Raw genomic sequence first — 15,217 nt, forward strand, 5'->3', positions numbered from 1 at the left:
AGCTGTTCGCATTCTGTTAAATAGTATAAACCTATTCTATTTCTATAATAATTAGGAAAAAATAGTTAATTAGTGTTGTTCGTCGTTATCTTGTACCTAGATAGTGTGCTATTTCAGGAGGTTCATGTGCGATACGGTAAGGGGATGTGCGATAAAGGTCAAAAATCTATATTTTGAACAAAATGCGTATGATATTTCTAAAATAAAAAAGAACCACTTGGATGAAGTGGTCCTTATTTTCATGAGGAGCTATATCTAATTATCCTTGAAAATAGCCCATCACTTTTTGTACATATTGCTGTGTCTCTTTAAAGGGTGGAATGCCATTATATTTACGTACATTTCCTGGCCCAGCATTATATGCAGCAAGTGCTGTTTCGACGTTTCCGTCAAATTGATTGAGCATTTGACGCAAATACTTTGACCCACCCATCACGTTTTCATACGGGTTAAAACGATTCTTTACACCTAAAAACTTTGCCGTTCCTGGCATTAATTGCATCAAGCCAGATGCACCAGCGTGGCTTTCGGCATTTGCATTAAAATTTGACTCTTGCTTAATGACGGATTCTATTAATTTTTCTGGTAAGTTATATTTCTTCGCCGCTTCTTGAATAATGGATGTCAGATCAGACGGAACATTGGCCACTTTCTCAGTTGCATTTTCAACAAAATTCGTTAGTCCATTTTGAATGGAGAACTCGTTTAATGCACCTGACTGGATACTCCCTAGTAACTGACTTACAGAAGAACTAGGTGTAGCAGAAGCGGACATTTCACTCATCATTTCCTGCAACATTTCCGTAAACATGGACGAATCATTTGCTGAATCCGCTAATGTTTTGACAGATCCAAGCGTCTGCATCGCATTTATTTCCATTAAGGTTTTGATCGAAGAAAAGTTCATCAGTTCACGTTCTTTCTGCCATTCGTTTCATTTCGTTATAGAACCTGGCAATTTTTTTATCGGTAGGGCGAGCCGGGATGTTTACGTCTTGTAAAAAAGAATCAAAAATTACCTGACCTTCCAATTCATTCGTTGTTTCATATTCTACTTCAAAATCCTCTGTTTGACCATATATCGAATGGTCTAAAACGAGGAGTCCTCCGTGAAACTCCACTTCGAGCCGGTGAGTTTCCAACGAACCGACACAATCTAATCGTTCTGGTAAATGAAGAAATTCGGGATAGTCACGTGTGTTGACGTATCCTTGCGATAAAATGATGCTTGCTTCATTCTCTGAAATCGTCACATTCGTTTCGTTCGAAACAGTCGTAGATATAGCTTCCTTAAACGTGAGTTCGCAATGATCCGCTTTTTGTCGTAATCGAAACGCTTGTTTTTTCTGTTTTAAAGGAACTGTTGGATGGTCGAAATACGTATTCACTTGCTTTATAGCATCCGATGTTGATTTCCCGATAAATGCTAACGCTCGTTTATATTCTTCGATCGTCAATAAATTCTTAAACTCAATTTCCGTTTCGTTTCCCATCGTCATCACCTCTTCTTTCATTATCCCAAATAATGTTGCAACTGCAACTGCTACAAAGCTGTGCTAAAATAAGGGTAAGTTTTGGAAGTGGAAGGATGACAAGATTTTGCGTAACACATATATCGTAGATAGCGGTGTCCAAAAAGGGACATCGATTACATTTTTATTAACCGAAAAACCAACAACTGAGCAAGTAAAACCTGCAGGACAACTCATCACCGATTCAGATGCACATTCATTTGTCTATTTACTAGATGAACAAGATGGTTACGGTTATGTTCAATTTCCCAAAAACGTCTGGGGACTACTCACCGAGCTTTTAAGAATCGAAGAAGACCCCTCGTTAGAATTTGGAGATCAAACATTTGTCCTCCATCAATTCCGAGAAGAACTCGAAATGCTTTTATATAACATTGAAGGCAACGAAAATTACGGTGCTGACTTCACTAAAGAAGTCGAAACAATTTTTCAAGATTTCTACGAAAATGCATAGTAATGAATATAGAGAGACTTTAGAAATTTTTGGAAATAAATGATAAAATGCTAGTTACGAAACAGCACACATTCATTATTTACACAAAGTAGGATGAAGAAGTTAGGGGTTGACGTCATGGGGCAATGGGAACGATTTTTAGAACCATATAAACACGCGGTGGATGAACTGAAAGTAAAACTAAAAAGTATGCGGACACAATTCGAATTGGAAAATCGCACGTCACCTATCGAATTCGTGACGGGGCGAGTGAAACCGCTCGCGAGTATTTACGATAAAACGCTCGAAAAAGGAATTGCTTTTGAGCCCTCAGAGGAGTTAACGATGGAGATTCAAGATATTGCGGGCCTCCGAATGATGTGTCAATTCGTGGATGATATCGAAACCGTTGTAACGCTTATGCGTGAGCGAAATGATTTTCGAATTGTCGAAGAGCGCGATTATATTTCAAATAAAAAGCCTAGTGGCTACCGGTCGTATCATATGATTATCGAATATCCCGTTCAAACCATCCATGGTGAAAAGAAAATTCTAGCAGAAGTGCAAATTCGAACGCTTGCGATGAATTTTTGGGCTTCTATTGAACATTCGCTAAACTATAAGTACAAAGGGATTTTCCCAGAAGAAATTAAAAATAGGTTACAATATGCCGCAGAAGCAGCGTTTCGCTTAGACGAAGAAATGTCCTTAATACGAGACGAAATCCAAGAAGCACAAAAATACTTTAGTGAATATAAAAAAGGCGGGTCGAATCGTTCATGAAATTTGCCATTCAATCACGAAATGATGATCAATCGAATGAATTAATGGAACGGGCCAAAACGTATTTAACGGATTTTGGCTTAACGTTTGATGAAGAATCGCCTGATATCGTGTTATCTATTGGCGGGGATGGGACATTGTTGCATGCCTTTCATCGCTATGCAGATCAGCTCTCATCTGTAGCATTTGTGGGAATTCATACGGGACATTTAGGTTTTTATGCAGATTGGAAGCCAGATGAAATTGAGAAATTAGTGATCTCTATTGCGAAGCATGAATACAATGTCATTGAGTATCCGCTTTTAGAAGCGACCATCCATTACTGCGGAGAAGAAGAAAGTTCCACTTATTTAGCGCTGAATGAGTCCACGATTAAATCGCCAGATGTCACGTTAGTGATGGATGTCGAGCTAAATGGCAGTCATTTTGAACGCTTCCGTGGAGACGGCTTATGTATGTCTACTCCATCTGGAAGTACCGCATACAACAAAGCACTTGGTGGAGCTGTGATTCATCCTGCACTTGAAGCGATTCAGTTAACGGAAATGGCGTCGATTAATAATCGAGTTTTCCGTACGGTCGGTTCATCGCTTGTATTACCAGCTCATCACGCTTGCGTGTTAAAGCCGGTGAAGGCAGCAGATTTTATGGTCACCATCGATCAACTACATTTACTGCATAAAGACGTGAAGTCTATCGAATATCGCGTCGCAAAAGAAAAAGTGCGTTTTGCACGTTTCCGTCCATTCCCATTTTGGAAACGAGTACATGATTCGTTTATCGACGGGTTTGAAGCGTAATGAAGTTACGTTATACAGCACCGCAGGAAATGCTTGTAAAAGAAGCAATCACTGCACTAGGAATTTCGAAACGAGCACTAACAGCAATTAAATACGAGGGTGGCAGCATTCTCGTTAATGGAGAAGAGAAAACGGTCCGACACGTCTTGCAAAAGGCGGACGTCGTGACCGTTCTTTTTCCGAAAGAAGTGCCAAGTGAGGGTATTCCACTTGAACATGGCCCCATCGAAATCGTTTACGAAGATCCCTATTTACTTATTATCAATAAACCGGCTAATCAGCGGTCCATCCCTTCGATTGACGCTCCGAACGGTAGTTTAGCGAGTCAAGTGCTCGGTTATTACAACAGGCAAGGCATTGAAGCGACGATTCATATTGTCACGAGACTCGATCGTGATACCACAGGTCTAGTATGTCTTGCGAAGCATCGCCACATTCACTTTCTCCTAGGTAACCAGACTTTACACAAGGAATACCGAGCATTTATTTCCGGGGAAATGACCACCAATCGACAAATTACGCTTCCTATTGGTCGAAAAGACGGGAGTATTATCGAACGGACGGTGCGTGAAGACGGTCAATATGCTCGAACGGACATTGAAATCGTCGAGCGTCATGCTAGTTGGACAGACATCACCTGCACACTCCGAACTGGGCGCACACATCAAATTCGTGTGCACCTTTCGGCAATTGGCCACGCTTTAATCGGGGATGAGTTGTATGGGGGTCCAACAGAACATGTGCGCCGGCAAGCACTTCATTGCCAAAGGCTGCAGTTTACACATCCAATTACTGGTGAGTTGCTTAAAATTACGAGCGAATTGCCAGCGGACATGCTACACTTTAAGCATTATCACGGTTAGAGGAGGGGCGCGAGATGGAGGAGAGAAACCGAGAGGAAGAATCTCAGATTGTGACGGATGCACTGATCGCGCTTCTCGAGGCGGAACAGATGGAGGAATTCCGTGCAGAGTTTTTGGCACAGCATCCATATGATCAAGCGCAAGTGTTTGAGGAAGTTGGGGCAGAAAAGCGTCAGCTAATTTATCAGTATTTGTCACCAAAAGAGATGGCGGAAATTTTCCAAGCGATCGATTTGGATGATGATGAATATGAACCGTTTTTAAATGAAATGGAAACAACGTATGCCGCGGAAATGCTCGGGGAGATGTACACCGATGACGCGGTGGACGTATTAAATGAGTTAGATAAGAACCAAGTCGTGAGCTACTTGACGATTATGGATAAGGATTCGGCGCAGGAAATCAAAGATTTGCTGCATTACGAAGACTACACAGCCGGTTCCATTATGACGACGGAATACGTGGCGATTCCTGCAAATTCGACGGTGCGATCTGCGATGACGATATTGCGAAATGCAGCGCCAGAAGCGGAGACAATTTACTACATTTTCGTCGTAAGCGAAGACAATGTGTTAGTGGGCGTGGTGTCTCTTCGTGATTTAATCGTAGCGGATGAAGACACGCTCATTCGTTCGATCATGAATGAACGTGTTGTCAGTGTTTCCGTTTCAGAGGATCAGGAAAATGTCGCGCGCATGATGAAAGACTATGATTTCCTAGCGATGCCGGTTGTGGATTTTCAAGATCACTTACTCGGGATTATCACGGTCGATGATATTTTAGACGTATTAGAAGAAGAAGCGAGCGATGACTATTCGAAATTCGCCGCCGTTTCGGAAATGGATACGTTTGATAAAGGTCCATTCACTGCAGCGAAAAAACGACTGCCGTGGCTGATTATTCTACTATTTTTAGGAATGTTGACTGCTAATCTCATGAATATTTTTAAAGCAACACTCGATCAAGCAGCGGTGCTGGCTGTTTTTATCCCACTAATTGCTGGAATGGCAGGGAACAGTGGTACACAAGCGCTGGCGGTTGCGGTTCGCGGGATTGCAACAGGCGACATTGAGGAAGAAAGTAAAATGAGTTTAATGGTTCGAGAAGCTGGGACAGGTTTGATCACAGGATTTGTTTCTGCACTTTTTGTCATTGGACTTGTGTATTTTTGGCAGCATGAGTTGTTGCTAGGTTTGTTAGTAGGAGCAGCGATTTTTGGATCGATTTTTATCGCGACTCTTGCGGGATCGTTCATTCCGTTATTGATACATCGAATGAATATTGACCCAGCGGTTGCGTCTGGCCCGTTTATCACAACGCTCAATGACATTATAAGTATTTTGATATATCTAGGGCTTGCAACGTTGTTTATTAGCCAACTATAGAAAAGTGTATTTGCACTTTTCTTTTTTATTCGTTACTATTAGTACCAGATACTAATAACTTGTCTTACAGATGGAGGAAACGACATGTTCACTTTAGAAGGAAAAACGTTCGTTATTATGGGAGTTGCTAATAAGCGGAGTATTGCTTGGGGCATTGCACAATCGCTTGATAAAGCAGGCGCTAATTTGATCTTTACGTATGCAGGACAACGATTTGAAAAACCTGTGCGTGATTTAGTAGAAACACTAGAAGGCAAACACGACCTTTTATTGCCATGTGACGTGACAAACGATGAGGACGTCAAAGCGTGTTTTGATGAAATCGGAAAGCGCGTAGGGAAAATTGACGGTTTAGCGCACTGCATCGCTTTTGCAAAAACAGAAGAATTGTCCGGCAATTTCAGCGACACAAGCCGCGAAGGATTTTTGTTGGCGCATAACATTAGCTCATTTTCGTTAACAGTTGTCGCGAAACACGCGAAACCCCTCATGACAGAAGGTGGTAGCATCGTCACTTTGACGTATTTAGGTGGCGAGCGCGTTGTGCCAAACTACAATATTATGGGCGTGGCAAAAGCATCGCTTGATATGTCAGTGCGTTACTTAGCAAATGACCTTGGCCAACATAACATTCGAGTGAATGCGATTTCTGCAGGACCAATCCGTACACTTTCTGCAAAAGGTGTCAGCGATTTTAACAGCGTTCTAAAAGAAATCGAAGAACGCGCGCCACTTCGACGCAACACGACACAAGAAGAAGTTGGCGATACGGCATTATTCTTGTTTAGTCATCTATCTCGCGGTATTACAGGAGAAACAATCCACTGCGACAGCGGCTATCACATTTTGTAAAACACGCGCATACCCTACAGAAAAAGGAGTATGCCCATGAACAATCCTGTCCTCTACGTCAAAAGTCCACCCGTCCATCATCTGCCAAAAGCTGCACGTGTGAAGGACACTTTGGTCAATGAAAACCTAGAAAGGCAAGACGATGTGATTGATTTAATGGAAAAGCGGCTCGCTTATTTTACGACCGATTTTAACCGCCGAGCTTACGGGGACATCACGCTCGTTATGCAAAATGAGGAGCGAATTAGCGGGAAAGTGCTTGGGATCGAACCCGGTGCGGTGCAGTTTGAAAGTGGCGAAACGCAGTTAACGCTCGACAGTGCCGACATCCTTGAAATCGAGTGGTTAGGAAAACCTTTTCCACTGAGAGTAGGAAACAATTAAATCAGTTTCGAATGGCCACTTACAAGTGGTCATTTTTTTGTGGAGAATAATTCTTGAATCGGGCGTTTTAGCAAAAAGGTGGAGTATTTCGTGACGTTTTCAGAGAATATCATGACAAAATCGTTGTATTCCAAGACATTTTGGCAACATCTCGTGATATTATCCAAAAAAAGTAAATTGCTAACTAGACTTGTCCGAAATTTTTCTTCTATACATTATGCTCTTCAGCCTTCCATAGGTTCGCGACATTTTTGAGGTATTCCGATACATTATCAATGAATTCCAGGACAAAATCGTCGTATTTCGAGACATTTTGCCATCAAACGGAGACATTTTCGCAACATCTCGCGAATTTATCCAAAAATTTCCAAAATATCGGTAAAAAAGCTTTCCTTCTATTCCACTCTTTCTTTCCCATCAGTTATACAATTTTTCCTCACTTCCACTAGTATTTATCCGTTTAAGAAACAAATACTAATCAAGTGAAGATTCCTACTCTCAATTAAAACACCGTTTCGCGCCCCAATATTTAAAAAGCACCTTTCTTCCTCGAAGTGTTTCGCTGCAGATGTAGCTATCTCCTCACGTTGCAAGAAGCAATTTCTCGTGAGGAGTGTGCTTTTCTTGCGCTCACTCCGGGGGAAAGGTGCATTTTTAATTTTTAAAAATTTAATTAGACACTAGAATCGACTTTTGGTGTTAGTCACATACTCCTAAATACGTATCTTTAATACACTCGATTCCACAGAAACAGTTAAGGTCGACTGTGATACAGCTGCTTGATGAACGGAAATCACGCACTTCACAAATTTTACTTAATTTTAATGCAGTTCCGCATTCCGTTAAAAGGTTCACTTCGTGTCCGTGCTTATCAAGTGGTTCTAACACTCGAAGTGTTGCACAGCATCCGTCGAAAATATCTTCTACTCGGAAGAATACGGAGAAACAATCGTGGTCACAACGATCTCTGTCACGGAAGAATGCTTTAAAAGGTGTTCCGTCTTTTGTAATTAGCATAAAGACACGTGTATCGAATTGAGTTGATACTGGACTTACTAAACCTCCAAGTGGTTCTAGGAAACAGTTCGTTGGGCAAGCAGGGCAATCATTGTCTGTTACTTGGTCTTGGATATCTTTAATAAAACGTAGTACATCACATACACAACGACCAGAAGTTGTTCCTAGTACACCAGTAGAAGTCGATTCTTCAAAACGTCCACATCCCATTTTTTTCACCTCACTTTCCTCGAAAGTCTTTATACGATATGTCTTTTTGGATAGGTGAAACAGGGCGTCTATCCGGTTTTTTGTATAATTTTCTATTTTCATCACAACCTACGAAAAAGGGTGATGGTATGAAACGTATCGTCGTTTTCTTCATGTGTTGCATCGTTCTGTCTGGATGCTCAAGTGACCTCGCAATTAATCTTTTTGATGCGTCTAAATCAACCGATGAAACGGCTATTCGTTCTATTTTCGAGGAAGAAGATTCGCTTGAATCTGTAGATATTGTTTTTTATGATCATACAGTTGTAGCGGCAGTGGAAGTAAATCCGTGGAAAAAGTATAAGAAAGCGAAGCTAGAAAAGAAGTATCAAAAGAAATTAGAAAAAATGCTTCCAGAGCACGAAGTGTTAGTTTCGGCTGATTTAAAAATTCGGTGGGAACTAGAAAAAGTGCTGAATCATCCAGGTAAAGCCACGGTGGAAAAGTTATCCAAGTCTTTAGATCGTATTCAGCGTTTATCGAAGGAGGAGACGTAATGGAGGAAGGATACCAAGATCTTGTGATGGAAGTTGCTCCAAAACGACCAGTCGTTGCGAATTGTATACGGGCATTTTTAGTTGGCGGTGCCATTTGTTTTATTGGTCAACTTTTGACGTATTTCTATATGTATTTCTTTACGTTTACGGAGCGCACGGCGAGTAATCCCACAGTAGCAACATTGGTACTTATTGCAATGTTTTTAACGGGATTTGGTTTGTACAAAAAACTTGGTCAAATTGGCGGTGCAGGATCCGCAGTTCCTGTTACTGGTTTTGGTAATGCGGTTATTTCTGCGGCGATTGAGCATCGAACAGAGGGCTATGTGCTCGGTGTTGGTGGCAATATGTTTAAATTAGCAGGATCGGTCATTGTGTTCGGTGTATTTTCCGCGTTCGTCATTGCATTGATTAAAACGACGCTTGTGACGATAGGATGGTTGAGTTGGTGATTGGAGGTCATTTCATTTTCCCGTCGCAGCCAAAGATTGTGTCAACAGGAACTGTTTGTGGTCCTATTGAGAAAGCTAGTCCGTTCTCCGTCTATTTTGACCAATTAAGTTCAGATGAACTTTTCGGAGAGGATACCAATGAAAAAGCACATGCTTTATTAACCAAACAAGCAATTGAAACGGCCATTCGAAAAGCTGGCATACACCAAAAAGAAATTGATGTCGTACTGGCGGGTGATTTGATTAATCAAATGACGCCGACGAGTTTTGCGATGGCAACACTTGAAAGCCCATTTATGGGTGTGTTCTCAGCGTGTGCAACTTCTATTTCCTCGATGATTATCGGCGCAGCACTCTTAGAAGGAAAACTAGCTTCTACTGTTGTAACGGCAGCAAGTAGTCACCATAATGCCGTTGAACGGCAATTTCGATATCCAGTTGACTATGGAGCGCAAAAGCCACCGACGAGCCAGTGGACGGTTACGGCAGGTGGAGCGGCAGTAATAAGTAGAGGGGTAAGCAACAAACCGATAATTGTACGGGCAACAGTAGGAAAAGTAATCGATTCTACTTGTACGGATCCTTTAGATATGGGAAGTGCAATGGCACCTGCAGCATTTGACACAATCGTACGCCATCTCGAAAGTTCCGATGCAGATTCGTATGACTTAGTAATTACGGGGGACTTAGGAAAAACAGGCTACCAAGCACTTTTAGAATTAAGTAAACAGCATCTATTTTTTCAGTCGAAGGTGAAAGAACTTCGGGATGGCGGGGTTGAATATTTTGGTGGGAATGAAAAATTCTTATCAGGAGCAAGTGGGGCAGGATGCTCTGCTTCCGTATTTTTCGGACCAATCTATATGGATTTGTTAGCTGGGAGAGTAAAACGAGTGCTGCTTGTTGCGACTGGGGCTTTATTATCCCCATTATCCTTTCAACAAGGGATGACGATTCCAACAACCGCTCACGCAGTAGAAGTAGTAATGGAAGGAGGAACTAGTGGATGATTGTGTCCTCATTTATCGCATTTTTTGTGGGTGGTCTTATATGTGTCATAGGTCAGTTAATGATGGATGTCGGAAAAATGACGCCTGCTCATACACTCAGTACGCTAGTTGTTGCGGGTGCAGTTTTAGATGGTTTTGGATTATATGAACCGTTTATCGACTTCGCTGGAGCAGGAGCAACTGTCCCTATAACATCATTTGGGAATGCGTTAACCCACGGAGCACTTCAGGAGGCGGAGCGTCACGGTTTTATTGGTGTATTAACAGGAATGTTCGAAGTCACGAGTTCAGGTATTAGTGCAGCCATCGTGTTTGGTTTGTTAGCAGCTTTTATCTTTCGTTCAAAAAGCAATTCTATCTAGCCATTTGTCCCTTCTTTTCCTTCATCCGCGGAATACCCTAGGTTGAAGAGGAAAGGAGGGATTTTATATGTACAATCAATGTTACAATGCGTACCCGCCCCAACAGAACTACGGAGGTTCGACATTTATCCTAATCGTCGTCCTTTTCATCCTACTTATCATTGTGGGAAGTAGCTTCTATTAAGGAGGGAAGAGAATGAGCGAATCATTTTATAGCAAAATCGAGCAAAAAACTGGCGTGAAAATGTCGGAAGTATTTGCATTGGCAAATGAAGTGCAACATGCAGATTTTTCCGATCCAAAGCAAGTCAAAAAAATTGTTCGTAAAGTTGCCAAAGTGGCTAACAAACCAATTAACAAAGAACTAGAAGAAAAACTAGTACAAACAGTTGTAAACAGTGGAAAAAAATTAAACATGCAAGAAATTCAATCCATGATACAAAAAAATTCATCAAATTGAGGTTTTTACGGACAAAAAACGGGGTAAATGTACGAATAATAAATAACATTAACGGAGGTGAGCGAAAATGGGCTATGTTTTACCAATCCAAAATTATCAAGCTACAAATTATGCAAATCGAATGACAATGGGAAATTACGATTTTGCTTACATTAATGCTGTCCAAGGTATTAAAATGAAATCGCTATTTGAAGAAGAACTCGAAGATCAAGCAAGAGATGTGGAGGAGGATGAAACTAACTCTAAATCGCTTTCTTCACGAGCAGTACCATATAAAGGCTTTATTCAACCAAATCCCGCAACTCTTTCTCCGGAAATCGCCAAGATAAGTGGTAAGGGAATGCAATTTAATACGTATGCTTAAATGAGAAGAAACCGGACGTCATGTGGCGTTCGGTTTTTTTATTGGCTTCGGGCTAAGACGAGCGATTATCTGGTTAAGACGAGCGATTCTGGAGGTAAGGCGATCGATTCTCTGGCTAAGGCGATCGATGCTCGGGGTGAGGCAATCGATTCTTGGATAGATGTGCATACACACTTGCTTTACTATTTTTATCGCATTTCACAATAAAAAACTCGAGTGCCACTGAATCGGCAACTCGAGTTTTATAATTTTTTTTCCATTGCGCGATGCGGAATTCCAGCATCCATAAATTCGGGTGATGTAATTTCATAGTGCAATTTTTCATAGAATGGTACGGCATACGATTGTGAGTTTAAGATGATTTTCGTAAATCCGTTTTCTCGAGCGTAGTTTTCCATTTTTTCCATCATTAGATTTCCAAGGTGTTTTCCTCGGTAGGAAGGTAAGATGCAAACACGTTCCACTTTTGCGATACCGTCTCCGAGATCACGTACTCGACCTGCGCCAAATACTACGTCCTCATCATATGATACAAAGTGGATAGCAGTTGCATCTTGATCATCTAATTCTAAATGAATGGGTACGCCTTGTTCTTCTACGAATACCATTTTCCGAACAGAGAAAGCATCATCGCGTTCTTTATCTGTCGTCACTTGTTTCGCAGAAATCACTAAGATTTATCTCCATTTAAACGGAAAGTTTCGTATACAGTCCAGGAACCGTCTTCTAGTTGGTATAGAAGATGCAGACGGTCAATCATTTCTTTATGATCGACTCCTGCCATTCGTAATTGACCAAAGATATCATCATGTTCTCCAGATGCCATTTTTTGCGCAATTGTAATGTGTGGAACAAATGCATATTCTGCCGCTCCACCTAATTCATCCGAATGTAAATCTTTATGCAACGATAACATTTCTTCGTTTGGTTCAACTTTAAAGTAAATCGCATTAGTCACAGGACTAAAAGAACTAATACGTGTAGCATGTAAAGGAAATGCTCGATGTTTTTTCACTACTTCGCCTATTTTGCGAGATAGTTCTTCGATTTCTTCATCATTCGCTTCGAAAACACCTTTTAATGTCATGTGAGGCGTAATTAAAGAATAGTGCGGATCGTAACGTTTACGGTAGGAATTCGCTAAATCTTGTAATTTTTTTGATGGGAATGCAACAACACCATATTTCATATGGGATAACCTCCTTCATGATCTACATAGTATTAGTATATCAAAATTTTCAATAAATAGTGAAAATTGATGCTACAAACCAAAATTCATTTCAATTGCTCGTTTCATATCAGGCTGCCAGAACTTCCATGTATGGTTGCCGTCAAACTCTTCGTAAAATGTTTGAAATCCTTTTTCTAGCATAATTTCATGCAACTCTCGGTTAGGTGTTAAGAAGTCTGCGGTTTCGCCGCGGGTAGTTTCCACTGCTGTTTCTTCTTTTCCAATGACATGATATACCGAAAATGCATGAGGCGTTCTAACACCACGAACGACTTCTTTTACATAATCATTTACCATAGGAGAGTGCATAATCACTTTTCCAAAGATGTTAGGATATTTGCTTGCTGCAAGTAATGAAACGGTACCTGCAAGTGAATCTCCCATTAAAGCGCGTCCCATGCCAATTTGATAGGTTGGGAAATGAGTATCAATGTATGGAACTAGTTCGTGTGCTAAAAAGCGTAAGAAAGCTTCATGTTGTTCCCCTTCAGGATGGTACTTTTTAAGACGATCTTGCACGTTTTTGTAAGGAATTCCAACGATAATAAGATTTTCTATTTCTTTATTCTCCAACAGCTCGTCTGCAACACGTGACAATCGACCAAGTTGGAAATAATCTTTTCCATCAGAAACAAATAATACGGAGTATTTATATAAAGGAGAGTAAGTTGCTGGTTTGTAAATTAACAATTGCATGTCTTCTTGTAAGGCATCGCTAAATAAGGTGATATCTTCTAATGTTCCTTTGTTCATGAGTGAACCTCCTGGGCATCCAAATCGTATGGACATTGTAACATAAAGGAATCGAGAGGTATAATGACAACAACCTGTAACAAAGACAAGGGAAAGGTAGTGGGGAGAAATGTGGCAACGAGAAAATCGAGTACATTCAAAAGAAGTGTACGAAGCAGCAAAAAATGCACTAGAACGTAGAGGTGTTTCCGTAGAAGACATTGCAAAAATCGTCTTGGAAATGCAACTTGCTTATAACGATGGTTTAACGTTAGAGCATTGTGTGGAATCGGTGGACAGCGTGTTAACTAAACGAGAAATGCAACATGCCATATTAGTTGGCGTGGAATTAGATGAGCTAGCAGAAAAGAAACAGCTATCAAAGCCTCTTCAGCAAATTGTCGAGGCAGACGAGGGTTTATTTGGAGTAGATGAAACAATCGCGCTCGGTTCCGTGTTCACATATGGAAGTATCGCTGTAACCACTTTTGGTCATTTGGATAAAAATAAAATTGGTGTGATCAAAAAATTAGATACGAAAAGCGGGAACGGCATCCATACATTTTTGGATGACTTAGTGGCAAGTATTGCTGCTTGTGCATCTTCACGAATAGCACATCGTACGAGGGATCTGGAAGAGCACCATGAAACCTTTAAAGACATATCTCCAGAGGAAGTTGCGCCTGAGAAAAATGTGGAAGGAACGACCACTTAACACATTACGATCGAAGGACTATTCGTACTATTTGACATTTCTGTGAAATGTAATGGTAAAATGAATATGTAATCATATTTTAAGGGGGTATTTTCATTCATGAAAACGAAGACAAAAATTATGGCAGCGTTAGGACTATCTGCAACGTTGCTACTAGGCGCTTGTAGTTCAGGTGGCGATGGCGATTATGAATACTTGAGCTTAGCAACAGGTGGAACAACTGGTACATATTATGCACTAGGTGGTTCATTAGCTAAAATCATTACAGACAACACTGATTCAGAAGTAACAGCGGAAGTTTCTCAAGCATCTGCAGCAAACATGACTGCTCTTGATGAAGGGGATGCGGAAATCGCATTCGTTCAAACAGATATTGCGTATTATGCTGCTGAAGGTTTAGAAATGTTCGATGGCAAAGCAGTCGATTCCATTTCGGCTATTGGTTCGTTATATCCAGAAACAATTCAATTGGTAACAACAGAAGGATCTGGAATTAAAACGTTTGCTGATTTAAAAGGCAAAAAAGTGTCAGTGGGTGCACCTGGATCAGGTACATTCATCAATGCACAACAATTATTGGAAATACACGGAATGTCAATCGATTCTGATATCGATGCACAAAACTTAGACTTTGGTGAATCACAAGAAAGTTTACAATCAGGATCAATTGATGCTGCTTTCATTACTTCAGGTACTCCAACAGGAGCTGTAGAAGCATTAAATGCAGTGGAAAAAGTCGTTATCGTACCAGTTGAAGCTGATAAAGCGGAAGAATTAATTGCAAAATATCCTTACTATGCGACAGATACAGTAAAATCAGGCACTTACGGATTAACAACAGATGTTCCAACTGTTTCCGTTAATGCGATGCTAGTTGTGAATAAAGATCTTCCAGAAGATCTAGTGTATGACATGACGAAAGCAATCTTCGAAAACACTGGTGAGATGGCACATGCTAAGGCAGAAATGATTAAAGCTGAAACAGCTTTAAATGGTGTTAACATTGATGTTCATCCTGGTGCGCAAAAATACTTCGATGAAGTTGGCGTAGAGAAGAAATAATACAGGTAGGCGATGGATGAATCTATCCATCGTC

The 15,217-nt window shown here is 40.8% G+C and carries 21 protein-coding genes and 1 pseudogene; 16 read left to right on the plus strand and 6 right to left on the minus strand.

What is annotated here, in order from left to right; all coding sequences use genetic code 11:
• Positions 1 to 259: 259 nt before the first annotated feature.
• Positions 260 to 907 (minus strand): lytic transglycosylase domain-containing protein, encoded by a 648-nt coding sequence (locus D3873_RS03715; RefSeq protein ID WP_119882763.1) that lies wholly within the window; start codon positions 905 to 907, stop codon positions 260 to 262.
• Positions 908 to 911: 4 nt separating this feature from the next.
• Complete coding sequence (locus tag D3873_RS03720) at positions 912 to 1,493, minus strand: CYTH domain-containing protein (protein ID WP_162920133.1); 582 nt, start codon at positions 1,491 to 1,493, stop codon at positions 912 to 914.
• 106 nt (positions 1,494 to 1,599) lie between these two features.
• Here D3873_RS03720 and D3873_RS03725 point away from each other — a divergent pair, with 106 nt between their 5' ends.
• The 7 genes from D3873_RS03725 to D3873_RS03755 all read left to right on the plus strand — a co-directional run bounded on the left by D3873_RS03725 (position 1,600) and on the right by D3873_RS03755 (position 7,032).
• On the plus strand, positions 1,600 to 1,986 hold the full coding sequence (locus D3873_RS03725) for a UPF0738 family protein (RefSeq protein WP_119882765.1): 387 nt from the start codon (positions 1,600 to 1,602) through the stop codon (positions 1,984 to 1,986).
• 117 nt (positions 1,987 to 2,103) lie between these two features.
• Positions 2,104 to 2,748: a GTP diphosphokinase gene (gene yjbM / locus D3873_RS03730; RefSeq protein WP_119882766.1), complete on the plus strand. Its 645-nt coding sequence runs from the start codon at positions 2,104 to 2,106 to the stop codon at positions 2,746 to 2,748.
• Positions 2,745 to 3,548, plus strand: coding sequence for an NAD kinase (locus tag D3873_RS03735; protein ID WP_119882767.1), 804 nt, complete (start codon positions 2,745 to 2,747; stop codon positions 3,546 to 3,548). The genes yjbM and D3873_RS03735 overlap by 4 nt, the downstream gene beginning before the upstream one ends.
• On the plus strand, positions 3,548 to 4,411 hold the full coding sequence (locus D3873_RS03740; RefSeq protein ID WP_119882768.1) for an RluA family pseudouridine synthase: 864 nt from the start codon (positions 3,548 to 3,550) through the stop codon (positions 4,409 to 4,411). Before D3873_RS03735 ends, D3873_RS03740 begins: the two co-directional genes overlap by 1 nt.
• A 14-nt stretch (positions 4,412 to 4,425) precedes the next feature.
• Positions 4,426 to 5,796 carry a magnesium transporter gene (gene mgtE / locus D3873_RS03745; protein ID WP_119882769.1) on the plus strand — a complete coding sequence of 457 codons (1,371 nt, stop codon included), beginning with the start codon at positions 4,426 to 4,428 and terminating at the stop codon, positions 5,794 to 5,796.
• Positions 5,797 to 5,880: 84 nt separating this feature from the next.
• Positions 5,881 to 6,648, plus strand: coding sequence for an enoyl-ACP reductase FabI (gene fabI / locus D3873_RS03750; RefSeq protein WP_119882770.1), 768 nt, complete (start codon positions 5,881 to 5,883; stop codon positions 6,646 to 6,648).
• Positions 6,649 to 6,684: 36 nt separating this feature from the next.
• Entirely contained in the window at positions 6,685 to 7,032 is a 348-nt protein-coding gene (locus D3873_RS03755; protein ID WP_119882771.1) for a hypothetical protein, read from the plus strand.
• Positions 7,033 to 7,731: 699 nt separating this feature from the next.
• On the opposite strand, the gene D3873_RS03760 is transcribed toward D3873_RS03755, so the two are convergent.
• Positions 7,732 to 8,259, minus strand: a complete 528-nt coding sequence (locus tag D3873_RS03760; RefSeq protein WP_119882772.1) for a CotY/CotZ family spore coat protein — start codon at positions 8,257 to 8,259, stop codon at positions 7,732 to 7,734.
• Positions 8,260 to 8,387: 128 nt separating this feature from the next.
• Here D3873_RS03760 and D3873_RS03765 point away from each other — a divergent pair, with 128 nt between their 5' ends.
• The 7 genes and pseudogenes from D3873_RS03765 (at position 8,388) to D3873_RS03795 (ending at position 11,443) form a co-directional block, all read left to right on the plus strand.
• A complete protein-coding gene (locus tag D3873_RS03765; protein WP_119882773.1) occupies positions 8,388 to 8,795 on the plus strand; it encodes a hypothetical protein in 408 nt (135 codons plus the stop codon).
• On the plus strand, positions 8,795 to 9,247 hold the full coding sequence (gene spoVAC / locus D3873_RS03770; RefSeq protein WP_119882774.1) for a stage V sporulation protein AC: 453 nt from the start codon (positions 8,795 to 8,797) through the stop codon (positions 9,245 to 9,247). The genes D3873_RS03765 and spoVAC overlap by 1 nt, the downstream gene beginning before the upstream one ends.
• Positions 9,244 to 10,257: a beta-ketoacyl-[acyl-carrier-protein] synthase family protein gene (locus D3873_RS03775; protein ID WP_238473824.1), complete on the plus strand. Its 1,014-nt coding sequence runs from the start codon at positions 9,244 to 9,246 to the stop codon at positions 10,255 to 10,257. Before spoVAC ends, D3873_RS03775 begins: the two co-directional genes overlap by 4 nt.
• Entirely contained in the window at positions 10,254 to 10,619 is a 366-nt protein-coding gene (spoVAE, locus tag D3873_RS03780; protein ID WP_119882776.1) for a stage V sporulation protein AE, read from the plus strand. Before D3873_RS03775 ends, spoVAE begins: the two co-directional genes overlap by 4 nt.
• 106 nt (positions 10,620 to 10,725) lie before the next feature.
• A pseudogene (locus tag D3873_RS03785) lies at positions 10,726 to 10,803 on the plus strand (YjcZ family sporulation protein); the annotation flags it as partial.
• Between the two features lie 12 nt (positions 10,804 to 10,815).
• On the plus strand, positions 10,816 to 11,079 hold the full coding sequence (locus tag D3873_RS03790; protein ID WP_119882778.1) for a stage VI sporulation protein F: 264 nt from the start codon (positions 10,816 to 10,818) through the stop codon (positions 11,077 to 11,079).
• 67 nt (positions 11,080 to 11,146) lie between these two features.
• Positions 11,147 to 11,443, plus strand: a complete 297-nt coding sequence (locus D3873_RS03795; RefSeq protein WP_119882779.1) for a hypothetical protein — start codon at positions 11,147 to 11,149, stop codon at positions 11,441 to 11,443.
• Positions 11,444 to 11,685: 242 nt separating this feature from the next.
• Here D3873_RS03795 and D3873_RS03800 read toward each other — a convergent pair whose 3' ends face one another.
• The 3 genes from D3873_RS03800 to D3873_RS03810 form a co-directional block, all read right to left on the minus strand.
• The gene (locus tag D3873_RS03800; protein WP_119882780.1) at positions 11,686 to 12,114 is read right to left on the minus strand and encodes a GNAT family N-acetyltransferase; all 429 of its coding nucleotides are present in this window, start codon (positions 12,112 to 12,114) and stop codon (positions 11,686 to 11,688) included.
• Entirely contained in the window at positions 12,114 to 12,632 is a 519-nt protein-coding gene (locus D3873_RS03805; RefSeq protein WP_119882781.1) for a YjcG family protein, read from the minus strand. Before D3873_RS03805 ends, D3873_RS03800 begins: the two co-directional genes overlap by 1 nt.
• Before the next feature lie 72 nt (positions 12,633 to 12,704).
• On the minus strand, positions 12,705 to 13,427 hold the full coding sequence (locus D3873_RS03810; RefSeq protein ID WP_119882782.1) for an alpha/beta hydrolase: 723 nt from the start codon (positions 13,425 to 13,427) through the stop codon (positions 12,705 to 12,707).
• 109 nt (positions 13,428 to 13,536) lie between these two features.
• Here D3873_RS03810 and D3873_RS03815 point away from each other — a divergent pair, with 109 nt between their 5' ends.
• The gene (locus tag D3873_RS03815; protein WP_119882783.1) at positions 13,537 to 14,121 is read left to right on the plus strand and encodes a phosphatidylglycerophosphatase A family protein; all 585 of its coding nucleotides are present in this window, start codon (positions 13,537 to 13,539) and stop codon (positions 14,119 to 14,121) included.
• A gap of 99 nt (positions 14,122 to 14,220) precedes the next feature.
• Positions 14,221 to 15,183, plus strand: coding sequence for a TAXI family TRAP transporter solute-binding subunit (locus D3873_RS03820; protein WP_119882784.1), 963 nt, complete (start codon positions 14,221 to 14,223; stop codon positions 15,181 to 15,183).
• The last annotated feature ends 34 nt before the right edge of the window (positions 15,184 to 15,217 follow it).

The sequence above is a fragment of the Paenisporosarcina cavernae genome (genome assembly GCF_003595195.1).
In the GTDB taxonomy this organism is placed as follows: Bacteria; Bacillota; Bacilli; order Bacillales_A; family Planococcaceae; genus Paenisporosarcina; species Paenisporosarcina cavernae.